This window comes from Ralstonia sp. 110700041-2 (assembly GCF_056280165.1).
Genome location: NZ_JBSFAI010000002.1, coordinates 174,328 through 198,665, shown reverse-complemented (window position 1 = coordinate 198,665; position 24,338 = coordinate 174,328). Strand labels below are relative to the sequence as shown.

General features: G+C 64.4%; 17 protein-coding genes and 1 pseudogene. 11 read left to right on the top strand and 7 right to left on the bottom strand.

All coding sequences use genetic code 11. The features are described from left to right. Positions 1-16: 16 nt before the first annotated feature. From ACUXH0_RS03475 to ACUXH0_RS03460, 4 genes and pseudogenes are all read left to right on the top strand, one after another. Positions 17-1,276, top strand: a complete 1,260-nt coding sequence (locus ACUXH0_RS03475; RefSeq protein WP_012436176.1) for a DUF2957 domain-containing protein — start codon at positions 17-19, stop codon at positions 1,274-1,276. A 74-nt stretch (positions 1,277-1,350) separates the two neighbouring features. Then, entirely contained in the window at positions 1,351-2,175 is an 825-nt protein-coding gene (locus tag ACUXH0_RS03470) for an OmpW/AlkL family protein (protein WP_009241156.1), read from the top strand. A 112-nt stretch (positions 2,176-2,287) separates the two neighbouring features. Beyond that, a pseudogene (locus ACUXH0_RS03465) lies at positions 2,288-2,776 on the top strand (hypothetical protein); the annotation flags it as partial. Positions 2,777-2,990: 214 nt separating this feature from the next. After that, positions 2,991-4,001: an MBL fold metallo-hydrolase gene (locus tag ACUXH0_RS03460; protein WP_009241154.1), complete on the top strand. Its 1,011-nt coding sequence runs from the start codon at positions 2,991-2,993 to the stop codon at positions 3,999-4,001. Between the two features lie 16 nt (positions 4,002-4,017). Here ACUXH0_RS03460 and ACUXH0_RS03455 read toward each other — a convergent pair whose 3' ends face one another. The 3 genes from ACUXH0_RS03455 to ACUXH0_RS03445 are packed head-to-tail and all read right to left on the bottom strand — an operon-like array spanning position 4,018 to position 10,350. Then, complete coding sequence (locus tag ACUXH0_RS03455; RefSeq protein WP_009241153.1) at positions 4,018-5,295, bottom strand: branched-chain amino acid ABC transporter substrate-binding protein; 1,278 nt, start codon at positions 5,293-5,295, stop codon at positions 4,018-4,020. A gap of 25 nt (positions 5,296-5,320) precedes the next feature. Further along, complete coding sequence (locus ACUXH0_RS03450) at positions 5,321-8,632, bottom strand: carboxyl transferase domain-containing protein (protein ID WP_009241152.1); 3,312 nt, start codon at positions 8,630-8,632, stop codon at positions 5,321-5,323. Positions 8,633-8,646: 14 nt separating this feature from the next. Continuing rightward, positions 8,647-10,350, bottom strand: coding sequence for an AMP-binding protein (locus tag ACUXH0_RS03445; RefSeq protein ID WP_009241151.1), 1,704 nt, complete (start codon positions 10,348-10,350; stop codon positions 8,647-8,649). 201 nt (positions 10,351-10,551) lie between these two features. Here ACUXH0_RS03445 and ACUXH0_RS03440 point away from each other — a divergent pair, with 201 nt between their 5' ends. Then, entirely contained in the window at positions 10,552-11,262 is a 711-nt protein-coding gene (locus ACUXH0_RS03440) for a TetR/AcrR family transcriptional regulator (RefSeq protein WP_004631041.1), read from the top strand. Here the strand turns inward: ACUXH0_RS03440 and ACUXH0_RS03435 are convergent. After that, entirely contained in the window at positions 11,246-12,061 is an 816-nt protein-coding gene (locus tag ACUXH0_RS03435) for an oxygen-binding di-iron domain-containing protein (protein ID WP_009277467.1), read from the bottom strand. The genes ACUXH0_RS03440 and ACUXH0_RS03435 overlap by 17 nt on opposite strands. A 254-nt stretch (positions 12,062-12,315) precedes the next feature. Here ACUXH0_RS03435 and ACUXH0_RS03430 point away from each other — a divergent pair, with 254 nt between their 5' ends. Beyond that, on the top strand, positions 12,316-13,797 hold the full coding sequence (locus tag ACUXH0_RS03430; RefSeq protein ID WP_009241150.1) for a DEAD/DEAH box helicase: 1,482 nt from the start codon (positions 12,316-12,318) through the stop codon (positions 13,795-13,797). A 39-nt stretch (positions 13,798-13,836) separates the two neighbouring features. On the opposite strand, the gene gluQRS is transcribed toward ACUXH0_RS03430, so the two are convergent. Together gluQRS and ACUXH0_RS03420 are read right to left on the bottom strand one after the other, a co-directional pair. Next, positions 13,837-14,781, bottom strand: coding sequence for a tRNA glutamyl-Q(34) synthetase GluQRS (gene gluQRS / locus ACUXH0_RS03425; protein ID WP_009241149.1), 945 nt, complete (start codon positions 14,779-14,781; stop codon positions 13,837-13,839). A 62-nt stretch (positions 14,782-14,843) separates the two neighbouring features. Beyond that, positions 14,844-15,746: a LysR family transcriptional regulator gene (locus tag ACUXH0_RS03420; protein WP_009241148.1), complete on the bottom strand. Its 903-nt coding sequence runs from the start codon at positions 15,744-15,746 to the stop codon at positions 14,844-14,846. A 106-nt stretch (positions 15,747-15,852) separates the two neighbouring features. Between ACUXH0_RS03420 and ACUXH0_RS03415 the strand changes: the two genes are divergently transcribed. Beyond that, positions 15,853-16,551, top strand: a complete 699-nt coding sequence (locus tag ACUXH0_RS03415; protein ID WP_004631036.1) for a pirin family protein — start codon at positions 15,853-15,855, stop codon at positions 16,549-16,551. 78 nt (positions 16,552-16,629) lie between these two features. Continuing rightward, a complete protein-coding gene (locus ACUXH0_RS03410) occupies positions 16,630-17,202 on the top strand; it encodes a flavodoxin family protein (protein WP_004631035.1) in 573 nt (190 codons plus the stop codon). 186 nt (positions 17,203-17,388) lie between these two features. On the opposite strand, the gene ACUXH0_RS03405 is transcribed toward ACUXH0_RS03410, so the two are convergent. Next, positions 17,389-18,237 (bottom strand): sulfurtransferase, encoded by an 849-nt coding sequence (locus ACUXH0_RS03405; RefSeq protein ID WP_024542212.1) that lies wholly within the window; start codon positions 18,235-18,237, stop codon positions 17,389-17,391. Positions 18,238-18,387: 150 nt separating this feature from the next. Between ACUXH0_RS03405 and dnaE the strand changes: the two genes are divergently transcribed. The 3 genes from dnaE (at position 18,388) to ACUXH0_RS03390 (ending at position 24,334) form a co-directional block, all read left to right on the top strand. Further along, positions 18,388-21,906 (top strand): DNA polymerase III subunit alpha, encoded by a 3,519-nt coding sequence (dnaE, locus tag ACUXH0_RS03400; RefSeq protein ID WP_182593766.1) that lies wholly within the window; start codon positions 18,388-18,390, stop codon positions 21,904-21,906. Between the two features lie 83 nt (positions 21,907-21,989). Then, positions 21,990-23,057 (top strand): glycosyltransferase family 4 protein, encoded by a 1,068-nt coding sequence (locus ACUXH0_RS03395; protein ID WP_009241145.1) that lies wholly within the window; start codon positions 21,990-21,992, stop codon positions 23,055-23,057. Positions 23,058-23,065: 8 nt separating this feature from the next. Further along, on the top strand, positions 23,066-24,334 hold the full coding sequence (locus tag ACUXH0_RS03390; RefSeq protein WP_234305990.1) for an O-antigen ligase family protein: 1,269 nt from the start codon (positions 23,066-23,068) through the stop codon (positions 24,332-24,334). Positions 24,335-24,338: the final 4 nt, after the last annotated feature.

Sequence of the window (24,338 nt, the reverse complement as noted above, 5' to 3'; positions counted from 1 at the left end):
CATGGAGGAGACGCAAATGCAATGGCGTAAATGGTTGGTCGTGCTCGCGTGCGCACCGATGGTGACAGCGTGCGGAGGAGGCGGCGATGATCCGCCGCCCCCGGTGATCCAGCGCCTGTGTCCGCAGGCCATCGACTACAACACCGTGTTCACCGGCGGGTCGGGCTCAGGTGAACTCGTGAAGGTTCAGCTCGATACGACGAAGATGACGTACCAGATCACGTATCTGGCCTCGCCGATTCCGGTCAAGACTGGCACTGTGGCGCCCACGCGCGATACGGCGCCCAACAACGTGCAGACCGGCACGCTCACGCAAGAGACGGCGCTGCCGACCGAGAAGCTGAACCAGTGCGCGTTCCGCCTGAACAACGCGAGCCTTGATCCGAGCCGTCCGGCGCGGTTCTTCCTGGGGCTAGGCGTGCTGGGCGGCACGATTCCGGGGGCGACGATCCAGTTCGACGGCATTGTCGGCGTGGGCAAGATTGCGCAGACCACGTTCCCGTATTACCCGTTCATCAGCTTCTCGAACACCGAGACCGATCTGACCAAGATCGCCGGCAACTACAACCAGCTCGGCTACCACCAGGTGCCGTCGCAGAACTTCTCGCAGCAGGCGGTCGATGCGCGTTTCACCATCAACGCGGACGGCACCTACACCGAGTGCGACAACCTGGGCGTGAAGAACGGCGGAGCCTGCCTGACGTCAAGCGCGACGGTCAACCAGAAGCTGACGCTGCGCGGCGACGCGCCGGCCTTCACCACGCTGAACTATCAGCCGCAGGTGCCGGCAACCGTGTCGTCGCTCGATCCGGCCAAGGCGGGCAAGGGCGTGATGATCGTGGGCAAGCTGTATGGCCAGCTCGTGCCGATCTTCATTCGCGTCGGTGCGGCCAATTCCGACTTGACGGCCGGCCCGCCGGTGGCAGACGACGAGTCCGGCATTTCGATCATGGCACCGGTCGGCAACATCGCGCAGGGCTCGCAAGACGGCGAATACACCGGTGTGGACAGCACGTTCAACTACCGTGCCACGGCGCTGGTGGGCGCGCAGGCCACGATGCTCGATCCGTTCAACGCGTCGCAGGCAGCGCTGGCGCGACCGCTGAACCTGGATTTCACGCAGACCGTCCCGGGCGTGATCCGGACCACGCAGACCAGCGCGCCGGCCGGCTCGGCCCCGACGGGCAAGCTGATCTTCACCGGCAAGACCTTCGGCTTCCTGGACATGAGCGATACGAAGAACCCGTACTTCACCGTGGGCGCCTTCGTGCAGTGACGTTTCCGGAAACACACGCCACGGGGCGCGGCACAGAGAACCGCGCTCCGCTCAGAACAACAGGAGGAAGCATCATGAAACAACTGACTGTCGCATTGATGGCGGCCTGCGCATCCGCAGGCGCCATGGCGCAGCAGGCCGGTGACAACGTGGCGACGGTGGGCTGGTTCCACATCATGCCGCAGGACTCGAGCAACAACCTGACCACCAGCGTGATCAATGCGCCGATCAATGATCCGCTGCGCTTGCCCGGCAGCTTCACGTCGCCCAACAGCGGGCTGCGCGTAAGCAACGCCAACACGCTGGGCCTGACGCTCACGCACTTCTTTACCGACAACATTGCGCTGACCACGATTGCCGGCGTGCCGCCCGAATTCAAGCTGACCGGGCATGGCGTGATCCGCGCACCCGGGCCCGCAGGGGCGCTCGGCCACGTCGATCTGGACGACCCGTCCAACCAGCCGGCCGTGCGCAAGGCGCGCCAATGGAGCCCCGGGGTCATTCTGCAGTGGTACTTCGGGCACGCGCAGTCGACGTTCCGTCCGTTCGTGGGCGTGGGTGTGGTCTACAGCTTCTTCACCAACATCGAGCTGAATCCGTACTTTGCGGCTGCGGTGAATCGCGAACTGGGCAGCGTGCTGGCAGCGGGGGCGGGCAAGCCGGGGCCGACGTATGTCGAGGGGAAATCGTCGTCGTCGTGGGCGCCGATCTTCAACCTCGGTGCGAGCTACGCGATCAACAAGCAATGGGCCTTGACGGCAACGGTGTCGTACTTGCCGCTCAAGACCGAAGCGGCGACCGTCATCAAGGCGTCGGACGGCACCACGCTGGCCACCACCAAGACCACGCTCAAGGCCAATCCGATCATCACGTTCGTTGGGGTGTCGTACAAGTTTTAGCCGGGTGTCGGCTGTCTGCGCCTGGCTAATCGGCCCGGCGTGAATCGAGCGGGAACCGGTTTGCGCCGCATTCTTAAGGCGGTTTCTACCGTCAGTTCTAGTGAGGCAATAAATGAGCACACGTAAAGTCGTATCTCTTGCAGTTGCACTCGCACTTGCCACCGTAGCAGCCACACCCGCACTTGCCGTCACCGTTTCGCGTGTCGATGGTCAACCGATGAACCCGAATGGCGAGCCATTCTCGGTCACCGGGGCGACCACGCTGTCCAAAGGCTCCATCAGCGCCAATTGCACAGCGACCTTCACCGGCACGATCACGCCTTCGGGCATCGTCAACATCACGTCCACATCGTTTACCGGCGGCGGGACGTGCGGCCTCATCTCGGGCGCGACCCCGTGGACTGGCCAGGCCGACAGCACCACCAGCTGTCGATCAACAACGCAGCCGTCAGCGTGTTCCTGCTGGGCAGCTGCGGCCCCAGCAAGGTCGTGACCGCCTGGAACGATCCGAACTCGTCGCTCACGTTCACCAACGCATTGCTCACGCCGGACTGCACGGTGCAGCGGCACGGTGGTATCGACGCCGAAGTTCCACGTGCAGTCAGCACGTACCTGGTTGACGGGCGGTTGCGCAGCCGCCGTCGATTGGTCTGAAGCATGGGCCCGGCATGTCGGGCCTTGTTCTTTTCTGCGGGGCATGTTTCTCCCTGGGCAATACCCCTGTCGCCAATGGCGGCAACGCAATGTGCTGGGCGGTGGCATGATCCGGCTTTCGCCGCTGCACCGGGGCAGCGGTCTTTTCCAGGAGCCAAGACATGCGTTTGCTCACCTCTGCCGCCGTGGCTACCGCGATGGCGGCGTCCATCGGATTCGCCCACGCCCAACCCGCAACAGGCGCCGCCGGCCCTGCTGTCACCGCCGCCGCTACGCAGCAACGCACCCAGGTGCCCGGCTATTACCGCATGGCGCTGGGCGACGACGTTGTGACCGCGCTCTACGACGGCTACACCGATCTGCCTGCTAAGACCCTGCTTGGCCTGAACGCGCAATCGGTGCAGAGCCTGCTGGCGCGGATGTTTGTATCGAACACGCCGGGCATGCAGACGGCGGTGAACGGTTTCCTGATCGACACGGGTGATAAACGCATCCTCGTCGATACGGGTTCTGGTACGTGCTTTGGCCCGACGATGGGCGGCCTGGCCGGCAACGTTCGCGCGTCCGGCTACCAGCCCGAGCAGATCGACGCAGTGCTGCTGACGCACCTGCATCCGGACCATGCATGCGGCCTGTTGACGCCGCAAGGCCAACCGGCCTTTGCGAATGCGCAGGTGTATGTGGCCGCACCAGAAGCCGATTTCTGGTTGAGCGAAACGATCGCCGCTTCCAAGCCAAGCGACATGCAGCCGTTCTTCAAGATGGCGCGCGACTCTGTGGCGCCGTATGCGGCAGCGGGCAAGCTCAAACAGTTCAAGCCGGGCGACGAGGTCGTGCAGGGCGTGCGCTCGGTCGTCGCCAACGGGCATACGCCGGGGCATAGCGGCTATCTGTTTGCCTCGAAGGGACGCAGCCTGCTCGTCTGGGGCGATATCGTGCACAGCCATGCGGTGCAGTTCCAGCACCCCGAGGTCGCGTTCGAATATGACGTCGACAAGAAGGCCGCTGTCGCCACGCGCCGTAAGCTGTTAGCGGAAGCGGCGCGGGACAAGCTCTGGGTGGCCGGCGCACATCTGCCGTTCCCGGGCCTGGGCCACGTGCGCCGCGACGGCAACGCCTTCGCTTGGGTGCCGATCGAATACGGCCCGCTGCGCACGGACCGCGCTGATTGATTGTCGGCCTGATCGTTTAAGCGCCCGCCGGCCGCTTCATCTTGCAAGCGGTCGGCAGGTCCAGGTCTTTGGCTGCGGTTGTGCTCTCCGTCTTGTGGCCCCACTGGGTGCCGTCGTAGCCGACCTTCACGGTCTTTCCGTCCACCGGTGCGATCGTCGATACGACCTGCGGGAGCAGCAACTGGTGGTCGATCTTGCGCATCGTGACGTTGCCGAGGAAGCTCTGCTTCTGCATGCCTTCCAGCGCCAGCGCAATCTTCAGCGGATCGGTGGAATCGGCTTTGCGGATGGCGTCCGTCACGAGTTCGACAGACAACACGGTGCGCGGCGCGAAGTGCTCGCCGGCGGGCGTCTGCCGCACGCGCGCATCCATCTGCATCAGTTGCGCGTTGCCGTTGCCTGGCGTCCATTCCGACACCCAGGTCACCTTGCCAATCTTGGCCTGCGACACTCCCAGTACGGTGCCCGGGGCGCCTGCGCCGCTGTGGTTCAGATAACGCACGTCGTAGCTCATGTCGCCGGCGGCCCTGACGAGCAGGTTCAGGTCTTGCCCCCAGTTGCCGGTGAGGAGCGTGTCCGCGCCCGTCGCCTTGGCCTTCGAGACGTAAGGCGCGAAGTCTTTCACCTTGCCGATCGGGTGTAGCGTCTCTCCGGTGAATTGCACGTCGGGTCGCGCGGCCGAGAGCATCTGCTTGCCCAACGAGGCCCACAGCCGGCCGTGCGCGTAGTCCTGGTTCAGCGAGTAGACCGTGCGGATATCGGGCTGCGTTTTTACGAAGTTGGCGAGCGCGCGCATCTTCATCGCTGTGTTGGCCTCGGTGGCGAAATGCCAGAAGCTGCAATGCGCGCCGGTCAGGTCGGGATCGATCGATGCGTAGTTGATGATCAGCACGCGGCTGTTCGGATTGCGCTCGTTGTGCTTGGTGGCAGCGTCCACCATGGCCGCCACCACGGACGAGCCCGACCCGCCAGTAAAGACGATCTTCGCTCCGGCATCGATGGCGCTCTGCAGCGCCGACAGACTGTCTTGCGCCGAGAGCTTGTTGTCGTACGTCGACAGTTCGTAGCGCGCGCCGTTCAGCACGCCCTGCGGCTGCGCGTTGGCATCGTCAATGCCGAGTTTCAGATTTGCCAGAAACTGCTCGCCCACATTCGAGAGCGGCCCGCTCAGCTGATCGATGAACGCCACCTTGATCGGTGCCGGGTCTGCGGCATGGGCCAGCGGTGCGAACAGCAACGCTGCCGCACAAGCCGATGCGGACAACGGACGGGCAAAGCGGATCTCTGCGGGCATGTCTCCTCCTTGTGTGGGTTCTCGGCTACCAAGTGTCGATGAAGCGGCGCGTGGCCGGGTCGCGTGTGTGCCTTGGCGGGGCGGGCGGCGCCGATTGCAACCCGCGCAGCAGCCAGCGGCGCGTATCGGCCGGGTCGATCACCGCGTCGATCTCCAGATAGCTGGCGATGTTGAGCGCGCGGCCTTCCTCGTAGGCGGCGTCGACCATCTTGCGGAACAGGGCCTCGCGTTCTGCCGGGTCTTCCACCGCTTCCAGTTCCTTGCGGTAACCCAGGCGGATGGCGCCTTCGATGCCCATGCCGCCAAACTCACCGCTCGGCCACGACGCGGTGAACAGCGGCGCGTGAAAACCGCCTGCTGCCATGGCCATCGCCCCAAGGCCGTAGCCTTTGCGCAGCACGATGGTGAAGAAAGGCACGCGCAAGTTGCCGGCTGTCACGAACATGCGGCTGACGTGGCGGACCGTGGCGGTCTTCTCCGCCTCCGGCCCGACCATGAAACCCGGTGTGTCGCACAGCGAGACGATGGGCAGGTCGAATGCGTTGCACAGCTGCATGAAGCGCGATGCCTTGTCTGCCGCTGCAGAATCGATGGCGCCGCCCAGATGGCGCGGGTTGTTGGCAATGCAGCCGAAGGCGCGGCCCTCGATGCGGATCAGCGCGGTGATGATGCCCACACCAAAGGCTTGACGCAGTTCCAGAACCGAATCCGTATCGGCCAATGCATCGATTACGGCGCGCATGTCATAGCTGCGCATGCGGTTTTCGGGAATCACGTGGCGCAGGTGGCGCACGTCGCCGGCTTCCCAGTCGGCGAGCGGCCCCTGGAAATAGCTCAGGTAGCGGCGCGCGGCGTCCACGGCTTCGGTCTCGTTTTCGACGAGCACGTCGATCACGCCATTCGGCGCCTGCACGTTGACGGGCCCGACCTCCTCAGGCGCGTAGACGCCAAGACCGCCGCCTTCGATCATGGCGGGGCCGCCCATGCCGATGGTCGCGTCGCGCGTGGCGATGATCACGTCGGCACAGCCCAGCAGTGCGGCGTTGCCTGCGAAGCAGCGGCCCGACACGATGCCGACGGTCGGCACCAGCCCTGAAAGACGCGCGAAGTGGATGAAGGTCGGGCAGTCCAGACCACTGACGCCGCGCTTTTCAGTGTCGCCCGGTCGGCCGCCGCCGCCTTCGGCAAACAGCACAACGGGCAGCTTCCATTGCTGCGCCAGCTCCAGTGCACGGTCGGTCTTCTTGTGGTTGAAGGTGCCCTGGGTGCCTGCCAGCACGGTGTAGTCGTACGCGAGCACCATGCAGCGCGCGTCGTGATCGGGGAAGTGCGTGCCGTTGACGGTGCCAATGCCGGTGATGATGCCGTCGGCCGGCGTCGAGCGAATCAAGTCATCGAGTGCGCGCCGCTGGCGTTGCGCTGCGATGGCCAGTGCACCGTACTCGATGAACGAGTCTGGGTCGCACAGGTGTGCGATGTTCTCGCGCGCGGTGCGCTGGCCGGTCTTGCGGCGGCGGGCAACGGCATCCGGACGGTTCGCGTCGAGACCGAATGCATGGCGGTCGATGACGGCTTGCAGGTCCGGGCGAATGTGGTCGAGATCGATCTCTGCGTCGGTTGCGGCGGCGTCGTGTTGCGCGTCGCCGGGCTGCAGCGCGGCCAGCGGCTGGCCCTCGCGCACCGTTGCGCCCGGCTGTGCGCAGACTTGCAGGACACGACCGGCCGCCGGCGCGGTGACGACGTGCTCCATCTTCATCGCTTCAATGACGGCCAGCACCTCGCCGCGCGCGACCGTGGCACCGGCTTGCGCATGGATCTGGATCAGCGCGCCATCCATTGGCGCGGTGAGCACTTCTGCGTCGTCAGGAAGCTCGTCGATGAATGACGTAGCGGGCGTCAGGTCCGGGGTGGTGACCGACGTGGCGTGCAGTGCGGGATGCGCTTCACCGTTGCCTGCGGCCAGGTCGGCGAGCTTTGCATCGAGAAACTGCGTGTGCACGGCGTTGGTCTGCACGTCGGCATCGCGCAGCAGGTCTTGCAGCAGCCGCTTGTTCGTGACTACCCCTTCGATGCGGAATTCGCACAGCGCGCGGTACGTCTGTGTCAGCGTCTGCGCATACGTGCCGTGCGGCGCGTGGACGATCAATTTGGCCAGCAGCGAGTCGAAGCGCGGGTTCGGACGGTAGCCCGCATAACCGCAGGTGTCGACGCGCACGCCGGGGCCGTTGGGCGGCTCGAAGGCGGTGAGCATGCCGGTGGACGGGTGCGGCTGACCGCTTGCATCGAGGGTCTCCGCATTGATGCGCACCTGCACGGCGTGGCCGCGCGGCGCGATCGGCTGAGCAAGCCCGACATCTGCGAGCGACGCACCCTGCGCCAGCGCCAGCTGGGTCACGACCAGGTCGATACCCGTCACCATTTCCGTGACCGTGTGTTCGACTTGCACGCGTGGGTTGGCCTCCATGAAGTAGAAGGTGGCGTGCGGCGTGCCCGCGCCTTCCACGAGGAATTCGAAGGTGCCGATGCCGCTGTAGCCTGCCGCCTTGGCGAGCGTGACGGCAGCCTCGGCAATGCGTGCGCGCAGTGCATCGTCCAACGCGGGGCTGGGCGCGATCTCGATCAGTTTCTGGTGACGGCGCTGCAGGCTGCATTCACGCTCGCCGAGGTGCGTAACGTGGCCGTGCGCGTCTGCGACGATCTGGATTTCGATATGGCGCGGGGCGGGCACCAGCGCTTCCACATAGACGTCGCTGCCACCACCCGCGGCGGTCGCTTCAGATACGCAGCGCGCGTACGCGTCGGCAATCGCCTGCGCATCGTGCACGGCGCGCATGCCGCGTCCGCCGCCGCCGGATACGGCCTTGATCATCATGCCGTGCGAGGGCGGCAGCGCGGCGAAGAAGGCGCGCGCCTCTTCCAGCGTGGTCGCACCTTGCGTGCCGCTGACGACGGGAATGCCGGCCTCGTGTGCAAGGGCCCGAGCGCGTGCCTTGTCGCCGAAGAGGTCGAGCACACGCGGTGACGGCCCGATGAACTGCACGCCGGCCTGGGCGCACTGGCGCGCGAACGCGGCGTTCTCGCTTAGGAACCCATAGCCGGGATGGACGGCTTCGGCCCCGACGGCGCGTGCAGCGGCGAGGATGGCCGCGCCGTCAAGGTATGCGCGTGGGCCGGTCCCGGACAAGGGCACGGCTTCATCTGCGCGTAGTGGATGCAGCGCGTCGCGATCGTCCTCGGAATAGATGGCGACGGAGGGCAAGCCCATCGTGGCGGCTGCGCGGGCAATGCGAATGGCGATCTCGCCGCGATTGGCGATCAGCAGTTTGCGAAACGTCATGGAGCAGATGTGGGTTAGAGCTGTTCAGCGAGCGGCGCGAGATCCTGTTTGCGCACCTTGCCGGTGGCCGTGAGCGGCAGTGCATCGACGATGCGCACGATGGGCACTTTGTAGCCGGCCATGTTCTCGCGGCACCAGCCGGTGAGCGTGGCGCTGTCCAGCGTGCCGACGGCCTCGGGGCGCAGCATCACGAAGGCGACGGGAAGCTGGCCTCGGTGTTCGTCGGCGCGGCCTACCACGGCAGAACCCAGGATGGCCGGGTGCTTGCCCAGCATGGCCTCGATCTCCGCCGGGAACACGCTCATGCCATTGACCTTGAGCATCTCCTTGCGGCGACCGAGATAGTGGACGTAGCCCTGTTCGTCGATGCAGCCGATGTCGCCGGTGTGGAACCAGCCGTCGCGCAGTGTTTGGGCGGTTGCTTCGGGCTTGTTCCAGTAGCCTTTGAGCAGCGTGGGCGTGCGTACGCAGAGTTCGCCTTCGGCGCCGATTGGCACTAGGTCGTGCGTGTCGAAATTGCAGATCTTGAAATCGGTGCCGGGCACCGGCAGGCCCACGAAAATCGGCTGCGAGCGCAGATCGAAATCATCGTCCTGCATGCCGACAGTGAAGCTGTTGCAAGTCTGTGTTTCCGTCATGCCCCAGGCGCTCTCGGCCATCGTCGAGCCGGTCAGTTCGCGCCACGCGCGGCGGTATTCGGGGTTCAGCTTCTTCACAAATGACGACACGCCCGTATGTCGCAGCGAGCGTAAGTCGTACGCATGCACGCGTGGATGCGCCATCACCTCGGCGGCGCTATCGACCAGCATCGAGCCGTTGGTCACGCGATAGCGCTGCACGCCAGCCATGAAGGCCTCCGCATCCCAACGCGCGAGCAACACCAGTGGCACGCCAAGGAAGGCAGGGAAGATCAGCCCGGTGTTTTCGCCCGCAATCCAGAACTGCGGATAGAAGCTGAGCATGACGGTGTCCGCATCCGCGCGCAGCGACACGGTCGAGAAGGCGGCCGCCATATCGACCATGTCGCCCTGGGTGTGGATGCAGCCCTTCGGCAGCCCCGTCGTGCCGCCGGTGTAGTTGAGCGCGGCAACCGCATCGAGCGAACCCGCCGGCAGGGGGATCGGCGTGGTCTGTGCCAATGCGGGCAACAAGTCGATTGCATCGCCGCAGGCCAGCGGCGGTTCGGTCAGCATTGCCGGGAGCGGCAGCGTCGGCTCTGCGGGGAGCACGTCTGCGTAACGTGTGACGAAGGCGTGCTCGATCGATGTTTCGGCGCGCACGTCACGCACGAGCGGCATGAGGCGGTCCAGCGTGACGATGGCGCGCGGTGTCGCGTCGCCCAGCGCATGCATCAACTCCGCGCGCTGCGACAGCGGGCTGATCGGCACATACACGGCGCCCAGCTTGAGGATGCCGAAGAACACCGCATTGAACTGCGGACAGTTCGACAGGAACACGGCCACGCGGTCGCCCGCGCCAATGCCGTGTTGCGCGAGCAGGGCGGCGACGCGGTCGGAGAGATCGTCAAGCTGGGCGAACGTCGTGTCGTGCCCGTAGAAATGGATCGCTGGCTTGTCTGGCGTGGTGCGCGCCCAATGCCGCAGATAGTCGGTAAGGGCAACGCGCCCGATCGGGTAATGCGGCTCACGTGGGGTATCGACCGGCCATGCGCGCGCCCAGAGCGCGCGAACGCGGCCGAGATACTCGGACTCGTCCATCGCCAAAGCTTGTCTCCGTTGGGTTGTGCAGTGCGTTCGCAACGTGGCGCCGCACTATCTATACTGAAAAGTAATTTTTTATACCAACGGGTAAGAATATAGAAAGCGTTCTTTGATGCGTCAAGCATCGGGAAGCGAAGATGTCGCCAAGATGCGCGCATGCCCCGGCGCATCTGCAGGCGACATGCGAAAATATGCGCCATGTCCACCGCCCGCAAATCTGCCGTTCCTGACGCGCATCCGTCTGCTGACATCGGGGCCGCCGACGCCCCCAGCATCACACCGCCGGCCACGCGCCCCCACATCGCCGAGCGGCAGGAGGCCCGCCGCCGGCAGATTCTCGACACGGCTGCGCAGCTCTTCTTCACGAAGGGCTATGCCGGCATGACGATGAGCGACCTGTGCAACGCGCTTGGGGTGACCAAGCCGGCGGTGTACTACTACTTCACCGACAAGTACGAGATTTTCGACATCCTGTGCCGCGAGGCCGCGCAGATCTGCCTGTCGGCCATCCGCGAAACCGCCAACCCGGCGCTGCCTGTGCGAGAGCGCTTGCAGGCGTGTCTGCTGGAAATGGCGCGCCGTTGCATCGACTGTCACTACGCCGCTGCGCTGACGTATCGTGACCGCCAATACCTGCGCCCCGAAACTGTGGAATGGCTGCACGGCATGTCGCGCGGTTACTACCGCGATCTCTATGCGCTGCTCGACGAGGGCAAGCGCGCCGGCGTGTTCGACTTTGGCGATGCGCGTGTCGCGGCGCACTCGATGGGCGGCGTCATGGGCTTCATGTACACCTGGCACGACCCGTCGCGCATCGATGCGCAGGTGCTGGCCGTCGAACTGTCGGGCGCCATGATGAAGATCATCCTGCCCGCCGCCCCGAGCCCGGCAGCTAAGCCCGCGCCCTGAGCGTCGCGCCCGCCGGTGCGTTCGGCAAGGCGGGCAGACGGAAGAGCTCTGGCGTCATCAGGTCGATGCCGCAGTCGAGCGTTTCCACCCAATCGATGAACCGGTTGACCATGGCCGACCCGCGGAAGGGCTGGCCGTGCTGCGGCACGATCCATTCGATCTGCAATCCGCGCACCATCTGCGCCCACAGCCGGCATACGCGGTTGCCGCTCATGTAGCGACGGTGGAAAGGTGCCATGAGCGGCAGGTGCGCATCAAAATCGTCCACGGGTTTGGCGGCCACGTTGGCGTGCACCATCGATGCTCCCAGATCGCCCGAGAACAGGATGCGCGACACCGGATCGTAGAACTGGAAATTGCCTTCCGAATGCAGGAAATGCGCCGGTACCGCCAGCAAGTGCGATTGCCCCAGCGGAATCGCCATGCCCGTATCCGGGATCGGCACGATGCGCCCCTCGGTCTTGCCGACGGCGCAGAAATGCGGCAGAAAGCGCTCCCACACGCGCGAGATCAGGATGTCGCAGCTGGAACTCGTGAGCCACCTTCCCGCCGACGCGACGATGTCCGGGTCCGCATGCGAAGCCAGCACGTAGTCGAGCTGCTTGGGCGGAAAGTACCGGTTCATGGCCAGAAATAGCGCGTTGTAGGTCATCTGGCCGCCCGGATCGATCAGCGCGCCGTGTCCGTGATCGACGATGAGGAACTGGTTGGTCTGCACTGGCAGGTCGTCGTGATCGTCGACCAGGTCGGAAAACATCAGGCAGGCATGTCCGGGCGATTCATAAAGCGTGGTGACCATGGGAGAGGGCAGGGCGCAGGTGGCAATGCCCGGATGGTGGCGCAGCGCGTGCCGGCCATACTTGATCCGTGTCAAGGCAGCTGTGGCGCCGGCATTGGCCTGGGTGGGCCCATCATCCGTCCCGGGTGGGGTCTCACGTGATAAACTTTTGATCTTTAACGCTTTGCGCGAGCCGCACGCGGGATTCTCCGCTTGGGTCTGGCGCGCCGCCATGCCAACCGGCATGCCGCATCTCCCCTATGAATACTGCAACGATGTCTGAAGCGTCAGAAGCGCCGGCCAATGAATCGGTGACATTCGACAGCTTCGGCCTGCATCCGGACGTCCTCCGCGCGCTGACCGAAAGCGGTTACACCAAGCCCACGCCCATCCAGGCCGCAGCCATTCCGGTGGTGACCGCCGGCCACGACGTCATGGGCGCCGCGCAAACCGGCACCGGCAAGACTGCCGGTTTCTCGCTGCCGATCATCCATAACCTGCTGCCCGACGCCAACACGAGCGCGTCGCCGGCGCGCCACCCGGTGCGGGCGCTGATCCTCACGCCCACACGCGAACTGGCCGACCAGGTGTACGACAACGTTGCCAAGTACGCGAAGTACACGGCGTTGCGCAGCGCTGTCGTGTTCGGGGGCGTCGACATGAACCCGCAGACCGAGCAATTGCGCCGCGGCGTCGAAATCCTGGTTGCCACGCCGGGCCGCCTGCTCGACCACGTGCAGCAGCGCAGCGTGAACCTGTCGCAGGTGCGCATGCTGGTGCTGGACGAAGCCGATCGCATGCTCGACATGGGCTTTCTGCCCGACCTGCAGCGCATCATCAACCTGCTGCCGGCACACCGCCAGACGCTGCTGTTCTCGGCCACGTTCTCTCCCGAGATCAAGAGGCTGGCCGCGAGCTACCTGCGTCATCCGCAAACTATTGAAGTGGCACGCAGCAACGCCACGGCAGAGAACGTCCGTCAGGTCATCTACACCGTGCCGGACAACCACAAGCAGGCCGCGCTCGTGCACCTGCTGCGCCAGCGCGCGGAGCAAGGCCTGCCGCGCCAGTGCATCGTGTTCTCCAACAGCAAGATCGGCTGCTCGCGCCTGGCGCGCGCGCTGGAGCGCGAAGGCATCAACGCCAACGCCATCCACGGCGACAAGACGCAGACCGAGCGCATGCAAACGCTCGAGGCGTTCAAGCAGGGTACCGTTGATGTACTAGTCGCCACCGACGTTGCCGCGCGCGGTCTCGATATCTCGCAGATGCCGTGCGTGATCAACTTCGACCTGCCGTTCAACGCAGAAGACTACGTGCACCGGATTGGCCGCACGGGCCGTGCCGGTGCTTCCGGTGATGCACTGTCGCTGTTCGCCCCGGGCGATGAACGCCTGCTGGCCGACATCGAAAAGCTGATCAAGCGCAACCTGCCGCGCGAGCAGCTGGCTGATTTCGATCCGACCGGCGAACAGGCGCGTGACCGTGAGCGCCGCGAGCGCGACGAAAAGCGTGCCCGCAGCGAAGTCCGCCGCTCCCGCGAGCGGGAAGACCGCAACGGTACCCGCGTGCTCGATCACACGATCGTGCGCCCGGCGTTCCGCCCTTCCGACGACCCGTTCTTCAATCGCCCGTACGAATCGTCCGTGCCAGCGGAATCGGCGGAGGCTGCCAAGCCAGCGCAAGCAGCCGGTCACCCGCGCACCGCCAAGCGCCCGATCGCGGCGCTGCTCGGTGGCGTGCCGCGCAAGCGTTAAGTCAGTCGACTGAAAACGGCGGCGCTCCAGCCGCCGGGGTCAATCGCACCGGGCAGGTTGTGCCAGGCGATTGGCCCATGCCGGGACGGCGTCCCGGTAGAACCCCTCCACATCGCCCGCGCGAATGTCGAGCCCGAGGTGTTGGGCCGCTTCCGTCAACGCGGCCAGCGGTTGACTACGGTTGATGGCGCGCGCGCCCGTCTGCTTGCTGAGTTTTTCGCCGTCGGGGTTCACGACCACCGGCACGTGCAGATAGCGCAACGCGGGCAGCCCGAGCAGCTGCTGCAGATAGATCTGGCGCGGCGTCGAGTCGAGCAGGTCGGCGCCGCGCACGACGTCCGTGATGCCTTGCGTGGCATCGTCCACCACCACCGCAATCTGGTACGCCCACATGCCGTCCGCGCGCTTGAGCACGAAGTCCCCTACGGCTTCAGCCAGGTTCTGGCATTGCATGCCTTGCCAACGGTCGTTGAAGCAGATGGTCGCGGCATCGGCATCCGGCACACGCACGCGCCATGCGCGCGGCGGACGGCCGTGCAGTCCGTTGCGGCACGTGCCGGGATAGATGAGGGTTTGGTGACGCAGGTGCCCGTTGGCGTCGATGCTGGTGACGGAATCCGCAATCTCGCGGCGCGTGCAGCCACACGGGTAGAGGTTGCCGTTGGCCTGCAACTGCTCCAGCGCCTGTTCAAAGCGTGACAGGTGCGTGCTCTGCCACTGCGGAGCCTCGTCGGGAATGAGCCCGAGTGCATCCAGTGTGGCGAGGATATCGCGGTCGGCGCCGGGCACGTTGCGCTGGAAATCGATGTCTTCAATGCGCACCAGCCACGCGCCGCCGTGGACGCGTGCATCCAGCCAGCTGGCCAGCGCGGTGACCAGCGAGCCGATATGCAGCGGCCCCGTGGGAGAGGGCGCAAAGCGGCCACGGTATTGGCCGCGCGACGACGTGGTGGATTCCGGAAAATCGAGATTGGCTTGGGACAACGCAACGCTCCAGGCGCAGAGGTCGATGACGCTATTGTGCGCGATTTGTCCGCGCGAGGCGCCTATTGCATCATCAGGGCCTGCCCCAGGCGCGGGTCTTCCAGCTTGTCGACCCACCATTGCAGCGCCTTGCCGCGCATGTTGTTGCGCCAGGCAACCTGAAAGGTGGCGGCGCGCTTGTCTTCGGTGGTTTCCTTGGCGATCAGCACGCCAGAATCCAGATACGGTTGTGCCAACGGCACCGGCAACCAGCCGCAGCCCAGGCCACGAATCTGTGCCTGCACCTTGTCGGTCATGGATGGCACCACCAGCGTGTCCTGTCCAGCCATCACACCAATGGTGCGTGCAGGCAGATTGCGCGATGTATCCCCCACCGCAACGATACGATGCCGCGTGATGGCGGCCGCAGGCAACGGCTCCTCCATTTGCGCCAGCGGATGATGTGCCGCCACCGCAAACACGAACGGGATGTTGCCCACCGTGCGCGTCTGAATGCCCTGCACCTGCATCACCTGCGCCGGCCCGATCAGCAGATCTGCGCGGCCCGAAAGCAGTGCGTCCCACGTGCCGGCCAGGACCTCACGGCAGAAGCGCAAGCGCGTGGCGGTGTTTTCGGCGTAGAAATCCTGGATGACGGGCATGAGTGCGCGAAAGTGCACGAGATCGTCGACTACGATGGTCAACGTGGCTTCCCAACCGGTGGCGAGGCGTTTGACGCGGCGGGCGAGGTCGTCGGCGGCCTGCAGCAGGTGGCGACCTTCGTCGAGCAGCGCGCGGCCGGCGGGCGTGAGTTCGGCACGGTGGCGGCGTCGGTCAAACAGCAGCACATCGAGATCGTCTTCCAGCTTGCGCACCACATAAGTGAGCGCCGAGGGCACTTTGCCCAGTTCGTGCGCCGCGGCGGCAAAGCTGCCCTTGCGTTCAATCGCATCCAGCACTTCCAGAGATTCCAGCGATAGCGCCATGTTCAGAATTTTTGATGTATTGAATCAAAGCCTTGCCTCTCAACTATAGCCAATCTGCGTACCATTCACACATCAGCGCAGTAATTTGGATAGGAGATTCATCAAAATGATTGAAATCCGCCCCTCTCAAGATCGCGGTTACGCAGACCATGGCTGGCTCAAGTCGTATCACAGCTTCTCGTTTGCCGATTACATGGACCCGCAGCACGTTCAATTCGGGCCGCTGCGTGTCATCAATGAGGACCGCGTCGCCGCCGGCATGGGCTTTGGCACCCATGGCCACCGCGACATGGAAATCATCAGCTACGTGCTCGACGGCGAGCTGGCGCACAAGGACAGCATGGGCAACGGCAGCGTGCTGCGCCGGGGCGACGTGCAACGCATGACGGCTGGGACAGGTGTGCGTCACTCCGAGTTCAACCACGCGCAGGACCAGACCACGCATTTTCTGCAGATCTGGGTGCTGCCGGCGCAGTTGAACCTGACGCCGGGTTACGAAGAACGCCATTTCGACGAGGCGGCCAAGCGCGGCAAGCTGGCCCTGATCGCCAGCGCCGACGGCCGTGACGGATCGGTGAAAGTGCACCAGGACATGGCCCTCTACGCCGGCAAGTTCGATGGAGCAGAAACTGCGTCCCTGCCGATCGCCGCAGGCCGCCGCGCTTATGTGCACGTCGTGCGCGGTAAGGTGAGCGTCAACGGTCGCACGCTGGTGGGCGGCGACGCCGCCAAGCTGACGCAAGAAGAGACGGTGATGCTGTCTGGCGGCGAAGACAGCGAAGTGCTGGTGTTCGATCTGCCGTAATGTTCGTGGTGCACGCTGTGTGCGCCATTTTTCTTTTCCGTTGTTCCCCCGCGGTACCCCAACCCCAAGAGGATTCCCATGGCACGAGTTGCAGTCGTTTATCACAGCGGTTATGGCCACACCAAGAAGCAAGCCGAGGCCGTGTTTGCAGGCGTGCAAGGCGCCGGCGCGGAAGCACATCTGATTTCGGTGACAGACGTCAATGACGACACGTGGGCCCTGCTGGCCGGCGTCGACACGATCGTCTTTGGTGCGCCGACCTACATGGGCGGCGTTTCGGGCGACTTCAAGAAATTTGCCGATGCGTCGTCCAAGGCATGGTTCACCGGCGCATGGAAGGACAAGATCGCCGCGGGGTTCACGAATTCCGCGTCGATGAACGGCGACAAGTACGCGTCGATCCAGTACCTGTGGACGCTGTCGCAGCAGCACGGAATGATCTGGGTCGGCACGGGCATGATGCCGGCCAACAGCAAAGCCGCCACGCGCAACGACGTGAACTACCTGGCGGGTTTTGGCGGCGCGCTGGCGCAATCGCCGTCGGATGCGAGCCCCGAGGAAGGTCCGCTGCCGGGCGACCTGGAAACCGCCAAGCTGTTCGGCGAGCGCATTGTTGCGATCACGAACCAGTTTGTGCGCGGCCGTCAGTAAACCGGATCGCTCAAAGAAAAACGCCGGCATGTCCGGCGTTTTTTTGCTGGCACGCAATGAAGGATCAGAACCGCGTGCCCGCTCCGCAGAAGACGCCGCGGTTCGATCCGCCCTCGCAGTTCGTCGCCCAACCTCCCAATGCTGCAAGGCAAAGCGCGCTGACGAGGAGGAGGGCGGCGAGGCGCTTCATGCGGCGGCGCGCGTTTGGTTGCCTGCGCAATGCGGACAGCGCTGGCCGGGGATGTACTCGGCGGACTGCTGTTCTTCCGGCGTGACAACGGCGCGGCAGGCGAAGCACTGCTTCGGCCCTGCTGGCTGCAGTTCGGCATTGAGAGCGGTGCGGTGGTCGAACACGAAGCAATCGCCGTCGTAATGGGCGCCGCCCACTTCCTCGAAATACTTCAGGATGCCGCCTTCGAGTTGATAGACGCGCTCGACACCGATCTCCTGCATGTGGATCGCCGCCTTTTCGCAGCGGATGCCGCCGGTACAGAACGACACGACCGTCTTGCCGGCAAAGTCGTCCTTGTGCGCGGCAATGGCGGGAGGAAACTCGGTGAATTTCTTGAGGTTGTATTCGACGACGTTCTTGAACGTGCCGACGGCAACCTCATAGTCATTGCGCGTGTCGAGCATCACCACGGGGCGGCCCTCGTCGTCGTGGCCCTGGTCGAGCCACCGCTTCAGGTCGGGCGGCGCGACCGACGGCGCGCGGCCGTCTTCCGGCCGGATCAGCGGGTGGCGCATGGTGATGATTTCTTTCTTCATGCGCACCAGCAGGCGGCGGAACGGCTGGTGGTCGGACAGGCTTTCCTTCGGTGCGAGGTCAGCAAAACGGGCGTCGGCGCGCAGCCAGCCGACGATGCCGTCAATGGCCTCGCGCGAGCCGGCCAGGAAGATGTTGATGCCCTCGGGCGCCAGCAGCACGGTGCCCTTCAGCTCGCGCGCCTGGCACTCGGCCAGCAGGGCGGGGCGCAAGGTCTCGCGGTCATCGAGGGTGACGAATTTGTAAGCGGAAATATTGACGATCTGCATGTGCTGCCGCGCCATTTTCTGGCGCCTTGGGTAACCCGTTGATTCGTAAGCCGAAATTATAGCCGCCCGCGCAGCCGTGCGGGGTTGCTCCGGGTCAATCGGGCACGCCCGGAATGCTTTGCGGAAGGTGTCACCCGTTACAATACGCGGATGAATTCGCCGCGCTTCGTCCACCTCCGTCTCCACTCCGAATATTCCGTCGTCGATGGCAATGTCCGTCTCGACGATGCCGTCAAGGCTGCCGCCAAAGATGGCATGGGCGCCTTGGCGCTGACCGATCTCGCCAATGCCTTCGGGCTGGTGCGCTTCTACAAGGAGGCGCGCGGCAAGGGCGTGAAGCCCATCGTCGGAGCCGACGTGTGGATCACCAATCACGACGAGCGCGACAAGCCGACGCGCCTGCTGTTGCTGGTGCGTGACAAGCAGGGTTACCTGAACCTGTGCCAGTTGCTGGCCCGCGCTTGGCTCTCCAACCAACATCGCGGCCGCGCGGAAATCGCGCCCGAGTGGTTCGACGAGCCGGGCGTTGAGAACGCGCCGCTGGCCACCGGTCTGCTGGCGCTCTCGGGCGCCATGGCGGGCGATATCGGCATGGCGCTGGCCAATGGAAACGATGCGCTGGCGCGCAAGCTCGCGACGAACTGGTCGCGCGTGTTTCCGGGCGCTTTCTACATCGAACTGCAGCGCGCCGGGCACGCCGGTACCGAGGCCTATATTCAGCAGGCCGTGAAGCTGGCCTCGGCCATGCAGTTGCCGGTGGTGGCCACGCATCCGGTGCAGTTCATGACGCCGGACGATTTCACGGCCCACGAAGCGCGCACCTGCATTGCAGAGGGCGAACTGCTTGCCAATCCGCGCCGCGCCCGTCGTTTCACGACCGAACAGTATTTCAAGACGCAGGAAGAGATGTGCGCGCTGTTTGCCGACATCCCGTCCGCGCTGGCCAACTCGGTGCAGATCGCGCAGCGCTGCAACCTCAAGCTGGAACTGGGCAAGCCCAAGCTGCCGCTGTTCCCGACGCCCGATGGCATGTCGCTGGATGACTACCTCGTCCAGCTCGCCAAGGAAGGGCTGGAAAAGCGCATGGAAGTGCTGTTTCCCGACGAGGCGGTGCGCGAATCCAAGCGCGCTGAGTACTACGCCCGCCTGGAGTTCGAGACCGGCACCATCATCAAGATGGGCTTCCCCGGCTATTTCCTCATCGTTGCGGACTTCATCAACTGGGCGAAGAACAATGGCGTGCCAGTGGGGCCGGGCCGGGGTTCGGGCGCCGGCTCTCTGGTGGCGTACGCGCTGGGTATTACCGATCTGGACCCGCTCAAATACAACCTGCTGTTCGAGCGTTTCCTGAATCCGGAACGTGTGTCGATGCCCGACTTCGACATCGATTTCTGCCAGCACGGCCGCGACCGCGTCATCCAGTACGTGAAGGAAAAGTACGGCAAGGACGCCGTCTCGCAGATCGCCACCTTCGGCACCATGGCCGCCAAGGCCGCGGTGCGCGACGTGGGCCGCGTGCTCGATCTCGGCTACAACTTCGTTGATGGCGTGGCCAAGCTGATCCCGTTCAAGCCGGGCAAGCTCGTCACACTGGAAGAAGCCAAGAAGGAAGAGCCGCTGCTGGCCGAGCGCGAAGCCAACGAAGAAGAGGTCAAGCAGCTCCTGGAACTCGCCCAACGCGTAGAAGGCATGACGCGTAACGTCGGCATGCACGCGGGCGGTGTGCTGATCGCCCCGGGCAAGTTGACCGACTTCTGCCCGCTCTACACGCAAGGCGGTGAAGATGCCGGCGTCGTCAGTCAGTACGACAAAGATGATGTGGAAGCTGTCGGCCTGGTCAAGTTCGACTTCTTGGGCCTGACCACACTCACGATCCTTGACTGGGCCGAGCGCTACATCCGCATGCTCGATCCGTCCAAGGCGGATTGGAACTGCAGCCACATTCCGCTGACGGACAAGAAGGCGTTCGACATCCTGAAGACGGCCAACACGGTCGCCGTGTTCCAGCTGGAAAGCCGCGGCATGCAGGGCATGCTGAAGGACGCCAAGCCTGACCGCTTTGAGGACATCATCGCCCTCGTGGCGCTGTATCGCCCGGGCCCGATGGACCTGATCCCCAGCTTCTGCGCACGTAAGCACGGCCGCGAGAAGGTGGAGTACCCCGATCCGCGCGTCGAGCCGGTGCTCAAGGAGACCTACGGCATCATGGTCTACCAGGAGCAGGTGATGCAGATGGCGCAGATCGTGGGCGGTTACTCGCTCGGCGGCGCCGACTTGCTGCGCCGAGCGATGGGTAAGAAGAAGGCCGAAGAAATGGCCGAGCACCGCGCGCTGTTCCGTGCGGGCGCAGCCAAGGACGGGCTCTCCACCGAAAAGGCCGATGAAATCTTCGACCTGATGGAGAAGTTCGCGGGCTACGGCTTCAACAAGTCGCACGCGGCCGCGTATGCGCTGCTGGCGTATTACACGGCGTGGCTCAAGGCGCATCACCCGGCCGAATTCATGGCAGCCAACATGTCGCTGGCCATGGACGACACCGACAAGGTGAAGATCCTCTACGACGATGCCCGAGGCAAGAACGGACTGACCGTGCTGCCGCCGGATATCAACGCAAGCCAGTATCGTTTTGCACCGACCGACGCCAAGACCATCCGCTACGGCCTGGGCGGCGTGAAGGGCAGCGGCCAGGGCGCGATTGAGGACATCCTGCGGGCACGCGAAGACGGCCCGTTCAAGGACTTGTTTGACTTCTGCGAACGCGTCGACCGCCGCCAGGTCAATCGCCGCACGATCGAAGCGCTGGTGCGCGCCGGCGCCTTCGACAGCCTCAACGCCAACCGCGCGCAGCTGCTCGCTTCGATCGGCTTGGCCATGGAAGCCGCAGAGCAGAAGGCAGCCGCTGCCAACCAGGTGTCGCTGTTCGATCTGATGAGCGGCGACGATGCCGAGCAGCATCGCCCTGAACTCGTCGACGAACCGGCCTGGACCACCAAGCGCAAGCTGCAGGAAGAAAAGCAGGCGCTGGGTTTTTACCTTTCTGGTCACCTGTTCGATGAATGCCGTGACGAGGTGCGCCGCTTCGCACGCACGACGCTGGCCGATCTGGCGCGCGAAGTGACCGACAAGGGCAACGGGGGCGGCTACGGCAACCGCGATGCGCGCAACAAGACCGTGGCCGGCGTGATCGTAGGCCAGCGCACCCAGATGACGCAGCGCGGCAAGATGCTGATCGTGATGCTCGACGACGGCTCCGCCAGCGAAGCCACCGAGGTGACGGTCTTCAACGAAGTTTTCGAGGCCAACCGCGCGCTGTTCAAGGAAGACGAAGTGCTGATCGTTCAGGGCAGCGCCCGCCATGACATGTTCACTGGCGGCGTGCGCGTGACAGCCGAGTCGGTCATGGACATGACGCAGGCGCGCGCCAAGTTCGCGCGGGCGATCCGGCTGTCGATGAATGGCGATTCAACGGCGGCCAAGCTGCGTGATCTGCTCTCGCCGCATGTGGCGGCCGATGGCAATGGCGTCTCGGTACGCATCAACTACGTTTGTGAGCAGGCACGCTGCGAAGCGGTGCTCGGCGATGCGTGGCGCATTGTTCCGAGCGAAGCGGCGATCGCCGCGCTGCGTCAGGCGCTCAATGCCGAGAACGTGGCAACGGTGTACGAGTAGTTCGAAGATGGCGCGGGGGGCGCCATCGCCGGGCGTAGGCTCGGCACGACTGCGGTCTCAATACGATTATTACTAAAGCATCCATGAACGTCGGAATCTCGTGCAACGCGCTGGGCTACAGCGGTGGCAGCGAGCGCTACGCGATGGACCTGGTGCGCGGCCTGCATGAGCGCGCCATCCGTCCCGTGTTCTTCGCCAAGATGGTGGACAAGGCGCTTCCTGAATATCGCCAGGTCAAGGCTGTTGCATTGCCAACGCGCAAGCTGCCCGGCAAATTGAATGACCACGCGTTCGGCTGGCTCGTGCGCCATCTGGCCAAGCGCGAGCACATCGATCTGATGATCGGCTGCAATCGCACGGGCGCTTCGGATATCGCTATTTGTGGCGGCACGCACGTCGGCTATCTCAAGAGCTTTTCAAAAAAGGCGGCCTTCTGGGATCGCCAGCAGATCGCGCTGGAGCGCCGAGACTATGTGCGCTCGCACGTCGTCGTTGCGCACTCGCGACTGATGGCGCAGGAAGTGCTCGACTACTACGACATTCCCGCTGCCAAGGTAAAGACGGTGTACCCCCCGGTGAGTGAGACGAAGTTCTCGCCGGTGGATGACGCAGAGCGCCAGCGCCTGCGCGATGAGCTTGGCTTCGCGAAGGATCGGGTCACGTTTGTGTTCCCGTCGTCGAGCCACAAGCGCAAGGGCTATCCGCTGCTGGAGGCGTTCTTCTCCAAGACGGATCTGCCGGTGCAACTGGTGGTCATCGGGCGCCCGGTGTCCTCGTCCTCGCCCAACATCCGCTACCTGGGATACCGCAAGGACATCGAGAACGTCTACCGCGCAGCGGACTACACGATCCTCGCTTCGCACTACGAGCCGTTCGGGCTGATTGGGGTGGAGTCCGTGCTGTGCGGCACGCCTGCCGTACTGGCAGCCAATATCGCTTGCACCGAGGTGATCTCGGTCGAAGGAGCACCCACCTTCGACCTGGATGATCCAGCCACGCTGGCGCGCACGATTGAGGCAGCTGTTGCCCGTGCGCAGGCTGGGCAGGCGCGCTTGGCGAATCCGCGTGAGCACCTGCGCTATGACCCGAGCATCGCTGCGCACATCGACGCGCTCCTGGCGCTTGCACCTGGCGCGGGGACGTTGCGATGAGCAGCTTGATGCAACGAGGCCGGACGCTGATAGCAAGCGCACCGGCGGCGCTGACCGTGTTTGGAATCGCCATCCTCCCGGCTTTCATGCTGTCTGTGCGCGGCGCTGCCTTCCTGTCGTTTTCGCTGCTGCTGGTCGCCGCGTTCGGGTGGATGCTGTCCGCGCCTGCGGCGGTCATGAGCCGACTGCGAGCGATGTGGCGTGAACATCGTTGGTTGATTGTGGCGATGGCGGCCATGCCGACCGCGATGCTGATCAGTGCGCAGTTGAACCCTGCCGCGCCGCGCAATGTGCCGTTTGCCTATGGGCGGCTCTGGCTGTTCGGCTTGGCGCTGTTTGCGCTGTTGCAATTGCGGCCTAAGCAGTTGGAGAGCGTGCAGTGGGGCTGCGTTGCGGGCGCGCTTGCCTCAGCTGTGTGGGCTTATCTCGAATTGCGGGCGGGACGAGTTGGCATGGTCGGGGCGTTCTCCAATGCCATTCCGTTTGGCAACCTTTCGCTTCTGATGGCGTTGTTCGCCCTCATGTCAATTGGTTGGACGGAAGATGACGGCTGGGCCCTGATTGCGCTGCGTCTGTTAGCTGGCTGTGCCGGGCTCTATGCATCGTATCTGTCGCAGGCGCGGGGCGGATGGATTGCAATCCCCGTACTGCTGTTGATCGCCGTGGCGACGCTGCGGCATGTGAGCTGGAAGAAGCGATTGACGGCCTTGTTGCTGTTCTTCGTGTTCCTGATTGCCGTATGCGTATCGTCCAGTGTGGTCCGTACCCGCTTCGACCAGGCCATGGAAGACATCCACGCCTATCAGGCCGGCCAGACCAACACGTCAGTTGGCATCCGTTTCCAGCTGTGGAAAGCCGCCACGCTGATGTTGACGCGCCACCCATTAGCCGGGGTGGGGCGAGGCCAATTCGGGCCCGCTCTCAAGGCGATTCACGCCGAGGGCCTGATCACGCAGGAAGCGACGGCCTTCGAGCATGCCCACAATGAGTTTCTATACAATGGCGCCACGCTTGGCGTGCTGGGCATCGGCGCATTGCTGGCGTTGTACCTGGTGCCCGCCGCCTACTTTCTGCGCGCCGCGCTGTGCGACGACCGCGTCTTGCGGACGACGGGCGCGATGGGTCTCACGCTCTGTGTCGGCTTTCTACTGTTTGGGCTGACCGAAGTGATGCTGATCATCGCGCAGACCGTCGTGTTCTATAGCGTGATGGTGGCCGTGTTCACCGCGCATATTCACCGGCGCCGGCAGCAGCTTGGCGCCGCTCCTGTTTTCTGAGACT